General features: G+C 61.1%; 13 protein-coding genes. 11 read left to right on the plus strand and 2 right to left on the minus strand.

Translation table 11 applies throughout. From position 1 onward, the window contains the following. The first annotated feature begins 2 nt into the window (after positions 1-2). Positions 3-1,148 carry a D-alanine--D-alanine ligase family protein gene (locus M2428_RS02615; RefSeq protein WP_277523379.1) on the plus strand — a complete coding sequence of 382 codons (1,146 nt, stop codon included), beginning with the start codon at positions 3-5 and terminating at the stop codon, positions 1,146-1,148. Between the two features lie 21 nt (positions 1,149-1,169). Here M2428_RS02615 and M2428_RS02620 read toward each other — a convergent pair whose 3' ends face one another. Further along, positions 1,170-1,670: a DUF3515 family protein gene (locus M2428_RS02620; protein WP_277523380.1), complete on the minus strand. Its 501-nt coding sequence runs from the start codon at positions 1,668-1,670 to the stop codon at positions 1,170-1,172. Positions 1,671-2,468: 798 nt separating this feature from the next. Here M2428_RS02620 and M2428_RS02625 point away from each other — a divergent pair. From M2428_RS02625 to M2428_RS02665, 9 genes are all read left to right on the plus strand, one after another. Then, the gene (locus M2428_RS02625; protein WP_277523382.1) at positions 2,469-2,627 is read left to right on the plus strand and encodes a hypothetical protein; all 159 of its coding nucleotides are present in this window, start codon (positions 2,469-2,471) and stop codon (positions 2,625-2,627) included. Between the two features lie 61 nt (positions 2,628-2,688). Beyond that, a complete protein-coding gene (locus M2428_RS02630; RefSeq protein ID WP_277523383.1) occupies positions 2,689-3,894 on the plus strand; it encodes a glycosyltransferase family 4 protein in 1,206 nt (401 codons plus the stop codon). After that, entirely contained in the window at positions 3,891-5,639 is a 1,749-nt protein-coding gene (locus M2428_RS02635; protein WP_277523385.1) for a glycosyltransferase family 4 protein, read from the plus strand. The genes M2428_RS02630 and M2428_RS02635 overlap by 4 nt, the downstream gene beginning before the upstream one ends. 32 nt (positions 5,640-5,671) lie before the next feature. Continuing rightward, complete coding sequence (locus M2428_RS02640; protein ID WP_277523387.1) at positions 5,672-6,526, plus strand: ABC transporter permease; 855 nt, start codon at positions 5,672-5,674, stop codon at positions 6,524-6,526. Further along, entirely contained in the window at positions 6,513-7,400 is an 888-nt protein-coding gene (locus M2428_RS02645) for an ATP-binding cassette domain-containing protein (RefSeq protein WP_277523389.1), read from the plus strand. The genes M2428_RS02640 and M2428_RS02645 overlap by 14 nt, the downstream gene beginning before the upstream one ends. Then, complete coding sequence (locus tag M2428_RS02650; RefSeq protein ID WP_277523391.1) at positions 7,400-9,307, plus strand: glycosyltransferase; 1,908 nt, start codon at positions 7,400-7,402, stop codon at positions 9,305-9,307. The genes M2428_RS02645 and M2428_RS02650 overlap by 1 nt, the downstream gene beginning before the upstream one ends. Next, a complete protein-coding gene (wecC, locus tag M2428_RS02655) occupies positions 9,288-10,577 on the plus strand; it encodes a UDP-N-acetyl-D-mannosamine dehydrogenase (protein ID WP_277523393.1) in 1,290 nt (429 codons plus the stop codon). Before M2428_RS02650 ends, wecC begins: the two co-directional genes overlap by 20 nt. Before the next feature lie 8 nt (positions 10,578-10,585). After that, positions 10,586-14,275, plus strand: coding sequence for a bifunctional glycosyltransferase family 2 protein/CDP-glycerol:glycerophosphate glycerophosphotransferase (locus M2428_RS02660; protein WP_277523394.1), 3,690 nt, complete (start codon positions 10,586-10,588; stop codon positions 14,273-14,275). A 204-nt stretch (positions 14,276-14,479) separates the two neighbouring features. Further along, the gene (locus M2428_RS02665) at positions 14,480-16,042 is read left to right on the plus strand and encodes a hypothetical protein (RefSeq protein ID WP_277523395.1); all 1,563 of its coding nucleotides are present in this window, start codon (positions 14,480-14,482) and stop codon (positions 16,040-16,042) included. 134 nt (positions 16,043-16,176) lie between these two features. On the opposite strand, the gene M2428_RS02670 is transcribed toward M2428_RS02665, so the two are convergent. Continuing rightward, positions 16,177-17,265, minus strand: a complete 1,089-nt coding sequence (locus M2428_RS02670) for a hypothetical protein (RefSeq protein ID WP_277523396.1) — start codon at positions 17,263-17,265, stop codon at positions 16,177-16,179. Between the two features lie 348 nt (positions 17,266-17,613). Between M2428_RS02670 and M2428_RS02675 the strand changes: the two genes are divergently transcribed. Further along, a complete protein-coding gene (locus tag M2428_RS02675; RefSeq protein WP_277523397.1) occupies positions 17,614-18,309 on the plus strand; it encodes an acyltransferase in 696 nt (231 codons plus the stop codon). Positions 18,310-18,526 lie beyond the last annotated feature (217 nt).

An 18,526-nucleotide genomic window follows, 5' to 3' on the forward strand; every position in this document is an offset into this window, starting at 1 on the left:
GAGTGTCAGAGAAAATCATGACCACAGAAGGCCGTACGGGCCAGCCCAAGCCCCGCGTGGCGGTGCTGTTCGGCGGCCGCTCCAGCGAGCACGCCGTGAGCTGCGTGACGGCCGCCGGCGTCCTGGGGGCCATCGATACCGACAAGTACGACGTCATCCCGATCGGGATCGCCAAGACCGGCCAATGGGTTTTGGTCTCCGGCGATACCAACGCGTGGTCGCTTTCCTCCTCGTCGCTGCCAGAGGTGGCGCCGTCGGCACAGACCGTGGCCCTGGCGGAGATCGGCGGCGCGCACCAACTGATCGTCGCCGCCCCGAACACGGTCCCAGAAGAGCTCGGCGCTGTCGACGTCGTCTTCCCGCTGCTGCACGGGCCCTTCGGCGAAGACGGAACCATCCAGGGCCTCCTGGAACTGTCCGACACCCGCTATGTGGGCGCCGGCGTGCTCGCGTCCGCGGTCGGCATGGACAAGCACTTCATGAAGGTGGTCTTTGAGTCGGTCGGGCTCCACGTGGGACCGTACATCGCCGTGACCGACCGGCAATGGCGCAATGATCCGGAGACCGTCCGCAAGCGCGTGGACCAACTCGGCTTCCCCGTGTTCGTCAAGCCCGCCCGGGCCGGGTCCTCCATGGGCATCTCCAAGGTGGATTCCCTCGAAGGCCTGGACACCGCAATCGAGACCGCCCGGGAGCACGATCCCAAACTGGTCATCGAGGCCGGCATCACGGGACGCGAGATTGAGTGCGCCGTCTTGGAGGGCCGGGGGACCGATGGCCCCCGGACATCCATGCCCGGCGAGATTTCCGTGGCCGGCGGCGGGCACGAGTTCTATGACTTCAACGCCAAATATGTGGACGACGCCGCCGCGCTCAGCTGCCCGGCCGACCTCCCCGAGGAAGCGATCACCCGGGTCCGGGAACTGGCCGCCGTCGCCTTCGACGCTGTCGGCGGTGAGGGACTGAGCCGGGTTGATTTCTTTTACACCCCAGATGGCGATCTGATTATCAACGAGATCAACACGATGCCCGGCTTTACGCCCAAGAGCATGTACCCGCAGATGTGGAAGGCCTCAGGCCTGGGCTACGCAGAGCTGATTGACGAGCTGATCCACCTCGCACTGCACCGCAAGACCGGCCTGCGCTAGGCTTCGCCGGGCCAGCAGAACCTATTTGCTGGTCGGCAGGTTCTGCAGGTCTTCCTGGCCCACGCACTTCCGGGTCGCCTTGATCTTCTGCGCCGCTGAGGAGAGGTCGGCCAGTACGGTAGCCGAACTGATCTTGTCCGGATTCATCAGGATCTCCGTCGCCGGTTCGCGGCCGAACGTGGTCAGCGTCCACACCGGGTTGCCCTCCTTGATGACCCAGTCGACGTCGTTGACGCTCACGCAGCGATCCGTGGTGGGTCCTGGGACGTTGACTCCACAGCGAAGGATCACCGCGGATGGATCGCCCCACGCCGCCGTGGCCTGGGCATTTGTCTTGCGCAGCTTGGCGTCGCCGATTGCGTCTGGAAGCGCCAGCATCATGGGCGCGCAGGCCGCGTTCGCAGCATCCTTGGCCGGCGTTACGTCGACCACCGGGGAGCAGGACGTCAGGGCAAGGCCGGCCGCGATGGCCGCAACAGCGAGGGAAGGGCGCGCCGAAACGAACCGTCTGAAGTGGAGCATTCATCCAGCTTATCCCGGCCCGCGTGGCGCAATTGTCCCGGCCTACCTGCCCTATATCATGGCCCGGTGGCACTTCGGTGAACAGCCGGTGCCTTCCGTCAAGTAGACTGGGGGGACCGTGCAACGCTGGGGTTTTGCCGACAATGACGTTTGTGATGGCCACGACCGCACACGCTTGATTAAATCTCGTACCTGGGGGAGGGCCTGTCGATGACGTCGCGCAGCCAAAAACTGAAGTCCGCACGCGTCGGGCTGGGAGCACTGCTCCTGGCTGTCGCGTCTATGGGCACGGCGACAGCCGCCAACGCCGCAGACACGGCTCCGCGCCCCCTGATCCAATTTCTGACGACGATGCCGGATCCTTCGACGGGCGGCGCCGAGACACCGGTGCAGCCCGAGATCCCGCCTGTTGTGGACCCGCCCGCAGAGCCTGCGCCCGCTGATCCAGCGCCCGTTCCTGCTGAACCGCCCGTGGTGAACCCCGTGCCAGTTCCGCCCGCACCGGCGCCCGCGCCCGCACCGGCGCCCGCGCCGGTTCCCGCGCCCGTGCCGGCAGCTCCGAACCCCGCTCCTGCGGCGCCGAACCCCGCTCCGGTCCCGTCTCCCATAAACACCCCTCTGCCTGCCGTAACCGCGCCCCCGGCGCTGGCGCCGGCCCTCGTGCCCCGCGCTGCCACGCCCGCCGGTGTGCAGGAAACCGCCTCCGCAGCCTCCGCAACGCCGACGCCCTCGGCTACCCCAAAGACCGCGTCGTCTACTGCTCCTGCTGTGATAGCCACCCCTACTGAGCCGCCCGTCATGGTGAAGTCCGAAGTCCAGGCCGCCGTGGCCGTAGCTACCGGCAGCCCGTTGGGGGTTCAACTGGTCACAGTCCTGATCCTGCTCGGTGCCGGCTTGCTCTACTTCCGTTTCCTTGCCGGCAGGAGCCCAGTCAGTTCCGCCAAGGCGGGAAAGTAACTTTCTAGACATGTGCCCTGAATTCGTAGAACGAACTCCCCAGAAGACGCAGGCCGAGGGCTTGCGCATCACTTTGCTGACGCATTCCTACTGGCCGGAGCAGAGCCCGCCCCAGCGCCGCTGGAGCGCCATGATCAAGGAGTTTTCCCGATCAGGCTGGCACGTCGACGTCGTGACGCCGGTGGCGCACTATCCGTTCGGCCGGCGGGACCTCCCGCGCCGAATGGCGGGGCAGCCCTTCCGGCTCCAAAAAGGGCAATTCACCGAGAACATCCTCCGCGTTCCGTACCTCCGCCATGGCAACTCCCGGGCAGCACGCTTACTGGACCAGTGCTATTCGGCTGCACTATCCATTCCCGCCGGATTCATGGTCCGGAAGCCCGACGTCGTCATTGTCACGGCGCCCGGGCTGCCTTCGCTCGCTGCCGGATACATCCTGGCCAAGGCCCGCGGCGTGCCGCTGATCGTTGAAATGCGAGATGCCTGGCCAGACCTGGCGCGTGATGCGCGGTTGGTCCAAGGCAGCGTGAAAAGTGTGGTTGAGCGCGTGGTGGATTTTGTCCAGCACCGCGCCAACCTCGTGGTCACTGTGACGGAGGGATTCGCCGCTACCCTGCGTGCGCGCGGCGTCCGAAACGTGGCGACCGTGAGCAACGGCGTCCACTTGGACTCCATCCCTGTGGTGGGTCCGCCGGAACCCGAGCGGGATGTGTTCGAGGCCCTCTACCTCGGAAACCACGGCGAAAGCCAGCGGCTCGATGTGGCCATCAGGGCAAGTGCCCTCGTGGGTGATTCCATGCACCTGCACATGGTGGGCCACGGGACGCAGCGTCCGGCGCTGGAGAAGTTGGCGCGGGAGCTGAAGGCCCCGGTCACTTTTCATGCTCCCCTGACAGGGGACGCCATGCTGGAACGCTATGCGTCCGCCGATACCTGCCTCGTCTCCCTTCGCGACGACTGGAAATCCTTCGAAACCACCGTCCCGTCAAAGACCTATGAGGTCCTGGCCATCGGGCGGCACGTAACGGCCATGGTGCGCGGCGAAGCGGCTCGGATTGTCCTGGACGCCGAGGCCGGGGACATCGTTCCGAGCTCCCCGGAGGCCATGGCGGATCTGTGGCGCGAGCTCGCCGCTGATCGGAGCCGGCTGGTGCGTAACGGGGACAGCCGTCAGTGGGTCAAGACCAACGCGGAATATGGACAGCTCGCCGACCGCTACATGGACCTCATCTCCGAGCTCCTGGCGGAAACCGTCACCGGCAAATGATCCAGCTCGTTAAAAATGCGCGGCTTGCCGTGGGCATTATCAGCCAACACCTCGTTGACGACCCCTTCCTTCTCTACCTGCAGGCGTCGCGCCGGCTGCCCGCCGTCGTACGTCCATTGGGCCGGGCTGTGACCGCGGTCTTCCCGAAGGACTCGGTGACCGTGCCTGTGTTGCTCGCATCGATGAGCAACGGGGACGACGCCGACGTCAAGCGCCGCCTCGAACTTGCCCTCTGCGGGGACGCCAAGGGAGAGCAGGTCCGGCGTTTGGCCGACATTGCCCTATCCGCCGGCCTGACGGAGATTTCAGACACACTTTTGGCCAAGGCCGGGAATGCTCCCGGCCTCAAATCTGTACGGGCCCGCAGGCTGTGGCATGACGGGAACCTCAGCGGAGCCGTCACCGCACTGGACGGCTCCGGCGCTGCCGGACGGCGGCAGCAGGCACGGCTCGCCGGGGAGGCCGCGGTCTACGCAGGCGCGGCACCCTCGCTGCAGCGGCAAAAGTTCACGCCGGTTCCCGGCAGGGTCCTGCATTTGCTCACAAATTCCCTGCCCCACACCGCCAGCGGCTACGCCCAGAGATCCCACTCCATCATGGTTGCCCAGCGGGAAGCGGGCTGGGATGTCCTGGCCGTCACACGGCTTGGATACCCCGTCCAGGTGGGCAAATTCCTGGCCCAGGCCAGCGACGTGGTGGATGGCGTCCGTTACCGGCGTCTGCTCCCGTCACGGCTGGCGCAGACTATGGACGCACGTCTTCAGCAACAGGCCGAGGAATTACTGCAGGTGGCCCTGGAATTCAGGCCGAGCGTCCTGCACACCACTACTCACTTCGTCAATGGTCTGGTGGTCCGGGCCGTGGCCCAAGCCCTGGGCATTCCGTGGGTGTACGAGGTCCGCGGCCAGTTGGCGGACACCTGGGCTGCCACACGCGGACCTGAGGCGCTGGACAGCGAGAAGTACGCGCTCTTCCAAGCTCGGGAAACTGAAGTCATGCAGGACGCCGATTTGGTGGTGACGCTGGGGCAGGCCATGAAGGCCAACATAGTTGCCGCTGGCATCCCCGGCGAGAAGATCATCATCGCTCCCAACGCCGTCGGCGGAGCCTTCCTCCAACAGCCGCGGGACGCCGCCGACGCGCGCCGCGAACTCGGCCTTCCGGAGGACGGACTCTACATTGGCACCGTCAGCAGCCTTGTCGCGTATGAAGGCCTGGACGACCTCGTACGTTCTTTCGCGCTCCTGGCGCCGGACTTTCCGCAGCTGCGCCTGCTGATTGTTGGTGACGGTGTGGCCGGCCCCGCACTGCGGAAGCAAGTCCAGGGGCTCGGCCTCGCTGACAGGGCAATCTTCACGGGCAGGGTACCCCGGGATCAGACACCGCTTTATCATCAGGCCCTGGACGTGTTCGTGGTGCCACGCAAGGACCTGGACGTGACCCGCGCGGTGACCCCGCTCAAGCCAATCGAGGCCCTGGCGAGTGCGCGGCCGGTGGTTGGAAGCGACTTGCCCGCACTTCGGGAGATAATAGACGACGGCGGCAACGGGCTTTTGGTCCCTGCCGCGTCACCGGACCGGCTTGCACACACGATCTCGGCGCTGCTTCTCGATGCGAGCCGACGGGCGTCGATGGGGCACGCAGGCCGGGCCGCAGTTCTGGCCGAGAGGACCTGGGCTGCCAACGCCAAGGCCTTGGCCGCGCGTTACGCCGGGCTGCACCATGAACATGAGGAGATCGACTAGTGTCCGCAGATAGTGCAATAGATCCGGAGCCGGTGGCTGTACAGCCTCTCTCCGTGGACATGCGGCGGCTGACCCGTGTCGGTTCGCGGCCAAGCTTCCTGGACTACCTGGTTCAGCTCTGGGACTTCCGGCAGTTCATTTTTTATGATGCCCGTGCCCGCGTTCAAAGCGGCACACGCCGCGACCGGCTCGGCAGCGCCTGGCTGCTCCTGAACCCCATCTTCAACGGGCTGACGTACTTTCTGATTTTCGGACTATTGTTGAAAACCAGCCGGGGTGTCGACAACTACGTGGGTTACCTCGTGGTGGGAATCTTCGTGTTCCAGTTCAGTTCCGGTGCTATCACGTCCGGCGCGCGCTCTATCCGGAGCAACAAATCCATTGTTCAGGCGTTTAACTTCCCGCGCGCCGCACTTCCCATCGGTGCCAACGTTCGCGAGCTGTTGTCCGCTGTGCCCCTCATCCTGGCCATGCTCCTGATCGTCGTGGTGCTGCCTCCGGCGGAGGACATCACGTGGCTGTGGGTATTGGTGGTACCGGCCATCCTCCTGCAATCGCTGTTCAATCTTGGGGTGGGACTCATCCTTGCCCGGATTATCTCCCGCGTTCACGACGTCACGCACCTGCTTCCCTTCGCGCTGCGGGCGTGGATGTACGGGTCAGCGATCTTCTATACGTATGAACGCTTTGTGACCCATCCCCAAATGCTTGCCGCCATCAAGCTCAATCCCTTGTTCAACGTCATTGACATAGTCCGGGATTGTGTCCTCTACGCCCGGGTTCCCCAGTGGCAGTCGTGGGCAATACTCGCTGCCTGGGCCCTGGGGGCGCTGGCTGTCGGACTTGTGTACTTCTGGAAGGGGGAGGAATCCTATGGACGCGGGTGAGAAGGAAATTTTCATCGAAGGCCATCCATGCGTGGTGGTGGACAGCGTGCGGATGCGCTATCGGGTCGCCTCGAGCGCCGCTTCGGACGAGGACGCCGAGCCGAGCAAGCCACGACTTTTGCGTCGTGCCGTCAACAAGCCGCACATGGTGACCGTACAGGCCCTGAATGAGCTCTCCCTGGTGGTGGAGCGCGGTGAGTCAGTGGGCATCATCGGTAGGAATGGGTCCGGAAAAAGCACGCTCATGAAGATCATCAGCGGCCAATCCAAGCCGACGTCGGGCGCAGTCTATGCGTCCAGCACGCCCATCATGCTCGGCGTTAACGCAGCCTTGGTCCAAGACCTGTCCGGTGACCAAAATGTCATCCTTGGGTGCCTTGCCATGGGCATGAGCCGGGCAGAAGTGGACGAAAAGTTCAGCAGCATCGTCGAACTGTCCGGACTCGAGAAGTCCATTCACCTGCCGATGAAGTCCTACTCCTCGGGGATGGCTTCACGCCTCCGGTTTGCAATCGCAGCGAGCGTCGATCCGGAGATTCTCTTGGTGGATGAGGCGCTCAACACCGGCGATGCCCAGTTTGGTGACCGCAGCAAATTGCGGATGGACGAGCTCCGCGAGCAGGCAGGCTGCGTCTTCCTGGTCAGCCACAGCTTGGACACCATCAAGGCAATGTGCACGCGGGTGATTTGGCTCGACAAGGGCGATCTCATCATGGACGATGACCCGGAAGTCGCCATCAAGGCCTATCAGGACTTCACCCGCCACCTGTCCAAGGGCAACAATGTTTCGGCCGCCAAGATTCTCGACGACGCAAAAGCGAACCTTGTGGCCACCGAGGTTCGCGGACGGTCCTCGCGTCGGAGTCGAGGTTGATGGCGGGTCTGCGGGAGATCCGGGCAGGGCTGTGGCACCTGCGCAGGGGCGGACCGGCGCAGTTCAAGTCATGGCGGTCCCGTCAGCGGATCGAGCAGGGCTTCGCCGCGCCGCGCAATGTTCAGGGCGTGGAAGCGGCTTGGACCGGACGCGGGCGTAAACGACGGCTCTCACTGATGCCGGCCGCCCTTCCGCAACAACAGCCATCCCGTCCGGACGTCCGCGCTGCGGTAATCCTGGACGACTTTTCCGCGCTGGCCTTCGGCTACGAGTGGACCACCAGCGCCGTGCACCCCCACACCTGGCGCAGCGACCTGGCATCCGGAGCCGTTGACCTCCTGTTTGTCGAGTCGGCTTGGGCGGGAAACGGTGGGCTGTGGCGCGGCAAGTTAACCGGCCCCAACGGGCCCAGCGCCGAGTTCCGGGAGCTGGTCCAGTGGTGCCGGGAGCAAGGAATCCCCACGGTTTTCTGGAACAAGGAAGACCCGCCGCACTACGAGGACTTCCTGCCCGTGGCCCGGCTGTTTGACCACGTCTTCACGTCTGATTCCGGCCGCATTGCGCAGTACACCGTGGATCTGGGGCATGAGCGCATAGCGGTGCTTCCGTTTGCGGCGCAGCCTGCGATCCACAATCCGGTGCGTCCCGGACAGGGCCGGCACCAGCGCGATGTCGCCTTTGCGGGAATGTACTTTGCTCATAAGTATCCGGAACGCCGTGCCCAGATGGATCTCCTCCTGGGCGGTGCGCTGGACGCCTCTGCCCGGATGCGGACTGGGCTGGAGATATTCTCACGTCAGCTTGGCGGCAACGCCGAGTACCAGTTCCCAGCGCCGCTGGACTCACGCGTCGTCGGTTCGCTGACTTATGCCCAGACCCTGTCCGCCTACAAGGCCTACAAGGTTTTCCTCAACGTAAATTCGGTTGTGGACTCGCCCAGCATGTGTGCCCGGCGCATCTTTGAAATCTCGGCATCCGGGACTCCGGTCATCACCGCGCCCAGCCAGGCCATGGGAGCGTTCTTCACCCCCGCAGCCGTACCTGTGGCCGCCACCCGCAAGGAAGCCGAGCACCTCACCCGCGCGCTGGTTTCCAATCCGGAACTGAACGACCGCACGGCCCACCTGGCCCAGCGGACCATCTGGGCGCACCACACCTACTCCCACCGGGCAGCCACGGTGTTGGAGCACGCCGTGCCGGGGATTGCGGCCACCGTGGCACCGCCCGCCCTGTCCGTGCTCTTGCCGACCATCCGGCCCCAGAACCTGGAACGTGTCTTCCGGACCTTGGCCGGACAGCGCGGCGTGGAGCCGGAACTGGTGCTGCTCACCCACGGCTTTCAGCTCTCCGCCGAACGCTTGGCAGAGCTGTGCGAAGCCTCCGGGCTGCGGAACGTCGTGCTCCTGGAGGCATCGCGGGAAGTGTCGCTGGGGGAGTGCCTGAACCGCTGCGTCGCCGCTGCCAGTGGGCAGGTCCTGACAAAGATGGACGACGACGACCACTACGGCCCGCACTACCTGAGTGACCAGCTTCACGCCTTGTCCTACTCCGGGGCAGATGTCGTCGGGAAACAGGCCCACTACATGCACCTTGAGACGACAAACGCCGCAATCCTGCGGTTTGCGGCCCGGGAACACCGGTTCACCGACTTCGTCATGGGGCCAACCATCATGGCCCGCAGGGAAGTCTTCACCGACCACCCCTTCCTGGACGTCAAAGTGGGCGAGGACACAGGATTTCTCCGTGCCGCCCATGCCGCCGGTAGGATCATTTACTCGGCGGACCGCTTCAACTACTTCCAGGTCCGTACCGGTGACGGGCACACGTGGCAGGTGGAGGACGCAGAACTGCTGGCGTCCGGAGACCTGAAATTCTACGGAAAGTTAAATGAACATGTTGACATCTAAGACTGCCGAGACTGAGGCTCCCATCAGGACAGTCGCTGTCGTCGGTCTGGGCTACATAGGGCTGCCCACGGCCGCCATCCTGGCCACCAACGGACTTGAAGTGATCGGCGTTGACGTCAATCCGGGTACCGTGAAAGCCAGCAATAATGGCGACGTGCCTTTTGTGGAACCTGACCTGGGGGTCCACGTGGCCGGCGCCGTCAGCCAGGGCCGGCTCCGGGCTCAGCTCGAAACCCCCGCCGCGGATGCCTACATTGTGGCGGTGCCCACCCCGTTCAAGGCAGACAAGTCCGCCGACATGTCCTACATCGCCGCTGCCGCTCGGGCTATCGCCCCGCAACTGACTGGCGGGGAACTGGTGATCCTCGAGTCGACGTCGCCTCCCGGCAGCACGGCCCGGCTCGCCGAGCTGATCCTGGGACTGCGCGCGGACCTCAGCCTGGACGGCCACGACGGCAAACCGAAGCTGCTGGTGGCACACTGCCCCGAAAGGGTACTGCCGGGCCGGATCATGATCGAGTTGGTCACCAACGACCGCGTGGTGGGCGGCCTCACCGCCGAGGCCGCAGAGGCCGCCGCCGCGCTGTACGCGGTGTTCTGCCAGGGCGAAATCCACCTCACCGACGCCGCCACGGCAGAGATGTCCAAGCTCGTGGAGAACGCCTACCGCGACGTCAACATAGCCTTTGCGAACGAGCTGTCTGTCATCAGCGACAACCTCAATATCGATGTGTGGGAACTCATCCGCCTGGCCAATCATCACCCCCGCGTCAACATCCTCCAGCCGGGCCCCGGCGTCGGCGGCCACTGCATCGCCGTGGACCCCTGGTTCATTGTGGCTGCCGACCCCGAGAATTCGACCCTGATCCGGACCGCCCGGGAAGTCAATGACGGTAAGCCTGGCTACATCGTGGAACAGGTCCGAAAGGCCGTCAGCGAGATCAGCAGTCCGACCATTGCCTGCCTGGGCCTTGCCTTCAAGGCAAATATTGACGACGTCCGGGAGTCACCGGCCGTGGAGATCGTCCGACGTGTGGCCGTGCAGCATCCGGAGGCCGAGATTCTTGTCGCGGCACCGCACAAGGATCATCTGCCGCAGGTGCTGGCCGCGCTCCCGAACGTAAGTCACGTGGACACCGACAAGGCTATCGAGGCTTCCCAGGTGGTTGTGCTCCTGGTGGATCACGACAAGTTCCGCGAGATCGAGCCGGCCAGCCTCAGCGGCAAGAGAATTATCGACACCCGCGGCTTCTGGCGCGACAGCGAGTAAGAGAGACCATGACTGAGACGAAAAAGAACACAGAACCTGGGTCCGACAACATGGAACTCCTTCGGAAAGCTTGGCGGACGCTCCCGCCGACATGGCGGAGAAGCATCCGCAGCTCATTCCGTCCGGCGCTAGTGGAGAATGTCGTAAAAGCGACACCAAAATTTCACAAGAGCGTCGACTACGGCCTGTTGAGCGTGATTGTTCCTATTTATAACGTCGAGGAATACCTCGACGAATGTCTTAAAAGCGTTCTCCGCCAGAGCTACGAAAGACTGGAGGTGATCATTGTCGACGACGGGTCCTCCGACGATTCCGTCAGGATCGCTCGCGGATATGAACGCTCGGATGGGCGAATTCGAATCGTGCAGCAACCCAATGCTGGCCTGGGTGCTGCCAGAAACACGGGTATCGCGGAGGCGCGCGGCGAGTTTATTACTTTCGCTGACTCCGACGACATTGTTCCGATTCGAGCCTACGAGGCGATGATGACGTCGCTTCACCATTCAGGGTCAGACTTTGCCATCGGTTCATTGAACCGATTGATGGGCAAACAGCGGACTGTTCCAAAGTGGGCGGCAGAAGTCCACAAGTCCGATCGCATCGGTGTCACGTTGGAGGATTTCCCCGAGATACTCCAGGACGTCTTTGCGTGGAACAAGATTTTCCGGCGAGACTTCTGGAATGACAACGTGCGCTTGTTCCCGGAAGGAGTGCTGTATGAAGACCAGGAAACTACAGCTCGCGCCTATGCGCGGTCTTCGGGCTTCGATGTTCTTTCGGAAGTAGTTTATGACTGGCGGATTCGACAGGACCGATCTTCGATCACCCAGCAAAAGGACAATATAGTCGACCTCTCCGATCGACTACTGGTCGCTTCGCGGCTGCTTGAATTTATGTCGGATGCTACTTCGCCCGCAGTCGTCGATTCATGGCTTGCCAAAGTGCTCGGGCCCGATTTAGGCCTCTATTACGCGCAGGTTCCGCGCGTCGGTGAGGAATACTGGCACCTTCTCCACGAAGCTGTGTCGAAATTGGCGGCGGAAGCCAGGCCGTCCGTCTGGTCGCGGATGGACGTCCACCACCGGATACTAGTGGACCTCCTCCGCCGCGATAAACGTGCGGACTTCGAGCGCGTTGTCATAAGCAACGCGGAGACGGGGGCAAGCTACCCGCTGGTCAAGAGCGATGAAGGTTGGCATGCCCAGCCGGGCTACCTCGTCGAGCTTGAATCCGAAATTTCTCACGAGCTTCTGGCTGTCCGACTCGCCATGCTGAAGATCCAGTCTTCGCTGACGCGTGTGGAGCTCTTGGATGAAACGCAAATGGTCATCGAAGGCTTTGCCTATGTGCCCGGCATTTCTTCCGATATCACGGCTCCCTTGCTTCAATGCGACCTCGTGGAAGCACAGTCCGGCTTGAGTTTTCCGCTAACGGTCGAGACCTTTGCGGATCCTGCAATCGATATTGGATCCAACGATGCTTGGACCAGCTACAAAGAATCTGCATTCCGTGCGAGCATCGACCTGACGTCGCTCCGGGCTGCCACACCGCTAGACGTGGCCCAGCCCGAATGGTATGTCCGGCTCGCGCTGAAGCTTGGAAATGATCCCCTGGAGTCCCGCTTTGGATCGCGTCAGACTGGGGGAGCAGCCGGAAGCTTGCCGCTGCCCCCGGCTGTCGGTAACAGTCGCTTCGTCTGTCGGTTCTCCAGCGAGTTCGGACTATCACTGATTAGCGTTGCGCATCGGCGCTTCGTGGAAGACGTCACCTTGGACGGTCGCACGCTGACTCTTTCGGTAGTCGCCGCTCCAGGTGAAGTCCCCTCGCAAATCATCGTGGAATGTCCTGCCGCCAAGCTGTCAATCAGCGCACGGCCGGTCAACGAGAGTGGCACGACCGTTTTCCGCGCCAATATACCGGAGTTGCCCTCTAAAGCAGGAAAGACCAAGCAGCACATCTGGAGAGTGCGCGTTGAAACTCAAGACAAAAAGCTTCATCATCTCGCGTGGCGGGGAACAGATTCTCAGCTAGACCGGAAGTCGGGGCCCGGCGACCGGCTCCGCGTACGGGCCAGTGGCTTTGGCTACTTGGAACTTCACGATCGCCGGTGGCAGGTGGTCGCTGAAAAATTCACTCTTGCAGACGATGGGCAGTCAGTAGTTGTTTTGGCTAAAGCCAGCTTCGCTGACTCAGATTCCACCCGTCTCGTGATGCCCAGTTTGGTTCTGGCCAATGGTCGGAGTCTTATCCGACCTTCCCGGACGGAATGGGTTCATGGCCAAAACGAAATTGTGGTCGAGTTTCCTCTCGCCCAGGAAAAGTGGGCGGCCTTCCCACAGGCACCTGAGTCCGGCAGCTACACCCTGCGGTGTCTCACCGCCGGCGACGGATCGACGAATGGCGCATATTGGGTACCCGTGGCGCCGCTCATGGAAGCCAGTTTCCCGCTTGAGTTCGCCTTGCCCACAACAACCATCCGGGTCACACGCACCGCAAAAGCAGCAGCATTGTCCGTGCAATTCAACCCTCCATTCGAGGCAGATGAGCGCGGCCGACTAATGCAGAGCCGCTTGCAGCGCGAAATTCCGGCACTTATCCGCCAGCCTGTCGAAGCCGGTGCTGTGCTGTTCGAATCGTTCAGCGGCAAGACCATCGGTGACAGCGGACTTGGTTTGTTCAATGAAATGGTGCGACGGGGAGACACCCGGGCCAAGTACTGGACAGTTCGTGATTTTTCCATGGCTGTTCCGACGGGTGCTCTGCCCGTCGTCATGTACTCCCGGGAATGGTACCGGCTGCTCCACACGGCAGAGTTTGTCGTAAACAACAGCAATTTTCCGTACTTCTACCGGAAGAATCCGGGACAGAAGTACATCCAGACGTGGCATGGGACGCCGCTCAAGAAAATTGGCAACGACATCGTTTCCTCGCAGCTGTCACTTCCTTATATCGGTCTCATGAAGAGGGAATCCGGGTACTGGGATTACCTCCTGGCCCAGAACCCGTTTGCGGAGGAGGTTTTGCCCAAGGCATTCGGATTCGAAGGAAGCACTCTTGCCCATGGATACCCGAGGAACGACGCCCTGATTGGTCCAGCGGCCGCGAAGAAGCGAAAGGCAGTCAGGGCCGCGCTTGGCCTGGCTGATGGAATCAAGGCCGTGCTCTATGCGCCGACCTGGCGGGATAATGTCCGCTCAGCCAACAACCAGTATGACCTTGTCAATTTCTTGGATGTCCAGAAGGCCGGCGATATCCTCGGCGCCGACTACGCGTTCCTACTGCGCGGTCATCACAACGTCTCCGGTCAGCGATCCACAACTGGATTAGATAAGACCATCGATGTTACCGCCTATCCTGATGTCAACGACCTCTATTTGGCGGCAGACATCTTGGTCACTGACTATTCGTCTGTAATGTTTGATTTCTGCGTCACAGGAAAGCCGATATATTTCCTGACTCCAGATCTTGAGCAATATCGGGACAATGTTCGTGGCTTCTACTTCGATTTTGAGGCAGCTGCACCTGGCCCGCTGGCCCGGACAACGCACCAGCTTGCTGAGGCAATTGCTGCGGGGTCGTCAGAAAACCACTATGCCGCACGCTACGAATCGTTTAGGACGCGGTTCGCAGGCCTGGATGACGGACGTTCTTCTGCCCGTGTATACGATGAAATTTGGGGCGACGGGAAGCTCGGGTAGTCACTATCCGCGACATCCAGCCGGCGTTGGTTTAGGCGGGCCAGGGGGCTCCGCTGTTCGACCGGGACGGGGCCGACCCGCCGCGTTCGAAGATATAAGCCAACGCCGGCCAAGAAACTCGCGCTATAGCGTCCCTCCCATCCATCGCACTTGGTAGCGTTTGCAACGAAAAACTTGTTGAGCCTAAAAAGAATCGAAGCCGTCATGTCAAACTATCGCATGGTTGTAAACCCGTGGCCCGTCATATTGCCGTCTTCATCAAAGACGCTTCGTCAGCCGCCACGACCTGCAAATCTGCAGCAATCCGGCTATCTAGATAAGTTTGATGCGAAAACGGTTTTCTATGATGTCTTTCGAGACGGCTCGGATATTGTTCTCTCCGGACCTCCTCTCCTTAATCTTCAGGCCATCCTCGAGTCCACGCAGTTGATGGATGAGAATGGTGCGAGATTGAGAACGACTTATGGTGATCTCGATCGAACGCAGAACTCACGAGTTTTCGACGGTTCAGACTCGCAGTTCTTGTCTACATCGATTAGCGATATTGATATCTCATTTCCTGTGGCTCCAAGCCTTACGGAACTCTTTGCGGGCAGAAAAGTACTTTTCACGAAGTCAAAAGACAATGAGTTGACTTGGATTCGAGACTGGGCTTCTTTTCATGTAGTACACCAAGGCATCGATGCCCTTCTCATCTATGACAATGGCTCAACAAAATACAGTGCAGAAGATGTTCTCGATTGCCTGAGAGGCATCGAAGGTCTCGAGACGGTCGTAGTTGTTAACTGGCCTTTCCTCTTTGGGCCCCAGGGAGGCAACTGGGAAGGTCTCAGGAATGCTCCCTGGGATTCCGATTTCTGTGAGTATGGAATTCTACAACATGCGAGGTATAGGTTCCTCCAGGAAAGTTACGGCGTCATTCATGCTGACGTCGATGAGTTGGTTGTCTCTGAGGATGGGCGAACTGTGTTCGAGATACTCGAAGCTTCCCCTGCGCCAGTCATTGGCTACACGGGGCGTTGGATCGAGGCTGCTGGTGCTGGCTTGGCGCCTGTGCTTCGTTTTAAAGACTTCAAATACTTTGATTCTCGACGAGCACGCACCACTCCCAAATGGTCGGCTCTGACTGAGGGTATTAACGATGCAAAGCAGTGGAAGACGCACCATGTAGAAGGTGTAGCAACTGAGCGGACTGAATCCGTACTTCACCGACACTTTGTTGGCATTAGTTCGAACTGGAAGTTCGACCGAACGAAGCAACGAGAAGTTGACGCTAAGCATTTCGTGGTAGACGACCGAATGGTTGGCCTACTCGCAAATCCGAGGCTGTCGAATGGACGGCAGGCCCAAGCGGGGTCGCCCGCCCCTCGTATTGTCGAATCGGGTAATTCTGGAGATGTCCTGCTTGAGGTTCAGAAAGAGATTCACGCGAGTGGTTTTCTGCCGCAACCTGTGGCTCGGGAGTGGTATCACACGAAAGCAAAGCTGGTCTTTGACTACAAGTGGGGTGACCTAAGGTTTGCATTTGACATCACCAATGAAGATGGGGAAATCGTGGTCCAGTTTCTTGGGCGGGACAAAATGTCTCAAGACATGGTGGAGCGGATATTGTCGACTGCCGGACTCGACGCACCAGTGGGAAGGCAGGGAAAACATACCGTCCTCACTCTAAAAGCTCGCGTCGTTGGGGGAGGGGCAGATGTTGCCAAATGTATGTCGTGCATTTTGAATGCCGCACGTAATGGCGGCATGTCCCGCGTCTCGTGAGCTAAGTTGGTAGGTCGACTGAGTTGCCGGCCTAGAAATGGCGTGTGGCGGTTGGTGTACGAAGCCATGGCGCCATCGTAGCTGGACGGAGTAAGTAAAAGCCGTGGGTCACGGTTTGCTGGATCCGGCAGATGTCACTTACCCAGCGGTTTCGCCGCCTGCATCTTGCCTCGGACACCGTCGCTCCGGTTGTGCTGGAGTACGAGTACGCGCCCGTCTTTCGTGACTGAAGGGTTGTTGTTCACAATCTGGACCGAGACGAGTCTGCCATCAAGATTGAAGGCGCCTTCTGCCTCGTATGTGTAGTTCGCGTTCGTGAGGTATCCGGGCTTGAGTTTGTTGACTACATCCCTAAAGTCGGCGCGTGTGTATTTGCGGGAGAGCGCCAGTTTGCCGTTGGTGTCCCATGCCTGGAAGGTCGGACTCTCCGACTGACTACCTTGGATGAGGTAGAAGTATTTCCCGACCCATGCCAAGCCTTGATTTTTCGCTGCGGTCTTCGCGCCGGCCTTCGCGGGGATGGTTGCCAGCAGGGTGGGAGTACCGTCCCGGACGCTGCGCCAGTCGTAAACGTAGAAGTTTCTTACAGAAGTGGTTCCGGCATCAGTTGTTGCAAAATATCTGCCGGATACGTCAGCTCGCCAGACACCCTTAATTGGAATGTTGGGGCCCTTGATACCGGTGGTGTAGTTGTAGATAGCGTAGGTGGATGAATTCGCCGGGCCTCCACCGGTTGCTCTGATGATGAAACATAGTTGCCCTCTTTGGTTGTAAAACCAGGGCAATGCTTCTGTCCAGCACAGATTCTCGGTCGTAACAGTTCTCGAAGACTTTCTGACTCCTGACCGGAGGGTTCGCACGTCGATGCGCAACTTCGTGCCATCCTGGTTTGACACATATATTTTCTTGGCGGCCTTGTTGATAGAGACGCCCTGGGGCCAGGAAGTTTCACCTCTTTCCCGGACGGGAAAATCGCACAGGAGCGCCACTCGATCGAGGTATGAGAGCGGATCTGAGGCCATCTGGAGCGTTCCCCTGTATGTCGTCCTGGGGACGGCGAGGCTGGCGACCGCGCCGATTTGTGGTGGCGCGGCGGCGTTGTTCAGGGCTGTGGCGGTGGCTGCTAGCGCGGCTCCCAGCCAGGCCCGCCGCGTCAAAATCAGCCATTGCGCAGCGCTGAACGGATTCCCTTGGGGCGAAGGCCCCATTGCAGAGCCCGTCATAACAAAAAGGTACTCTCAAGCTCTCCGGACGTCCATGGCCTGCGGGTAGAATCGCGCGGGTCGGACGCATCCTGATTCCGGGCCGCCCCTTTCGTAGCGTGCTGGGATTTCATTTCGACTGCACTAAATCACCGGATGCACGCGTTTGGGCGAAATAAGGGCAACTGGGGTCGGAAACTCGAAGGGTCGCCCTCGTGAACCGACTCATTGCGACGCTTTCGACTTTGAACGCGGCGGGACTCTGTTGCAGCAGGGTTGCTGAACGGTCTATGGGCGCAGAAAGGGTCCCACCATCCGCTGATGGCGCGGGCGATAGGATGGAGGCCGATAAATATAGGGAGACACCAGATGACCGTTTTGCAGGGCGCCATGATTACGGCTGGCGACTATGGCAATGGCAACAAGATCGTTGGGGCGCCGAGGACTTCGCCCGGCACGACACTGACCTTCGCGGGGTCAAACTGCACGGCCACGTTCGGGCCCGGGTCCACGGTGGAGGGCCACTTGAGTTTCCGCCGCGACGACTCGTCCATCGCCGTTGGGGAGCGGTCCGTGTTCCGCGGCCTGATGAGCCTCGGCCTCGGATGCGAAATCAGCGTCGGTGACGGCCTGTACTGCGGTGCAGGCGCATACCTGACCACCGCCGAGGGCGCGAGCATCAGGCTCGGAAACGACCTGCTTATTTCTGATCGCTTCCAAGCCCGCGCCGACGACTCCCACCCTATCTATGACGGGGTCACCGGCCGGAGGATTAACGTCTCGAAGTCCATTACGGTGGGTGACCATGTGTGGATCGGCGCAGACGTCATCCTCATGCCCGGCGCCACGGTCGGGTCCGGAAGCATCCTGGGGATCCGCAGCATGGTCACCAAGTCCAGGCCTGTGCCGGAGAACTGCCTCGCTGTAGGCTCGCCCGCAGAGATTCAGCGTCGGCAGGTCGTGTGGGTTCGGAAGCACCTGCAAAGCGGTCTCGACGTCGACGATGCCATTGAGCCCGTATTCGTCGAGTACGAATCCGTGGCCGCGGGATCTCACCTTCCCTAGTCAAACGGGGAAGCTATCCCGTTTAGTTCGCGCCAGGCGCTCGCCCGGGTACAGAGGGCCAGCACCGAATGGTGCCGGCAGGGTTGATCCGAGCCGTCATCGTCGTTGTGTGTGTTGAATGACTGCGACCTGAGGACCAAACGCACGACAATCCGCCCGCCATTCAGGGTTGGCGGGCGATGTAGGATGAAGATCGATAAATTTAGGTAGGGGGACG

The sequence above is a fragment of the Arthrobacter sp. ES3-54 genome, from assembly GCF_029504395.1.
In the GTDB taxonomy this organism is placed as follows: domain Bacteria; phylum Actinomycetota; class Actinomycetes; order Actinomycetales; family Micrococcaceae; genus Arthrobacter.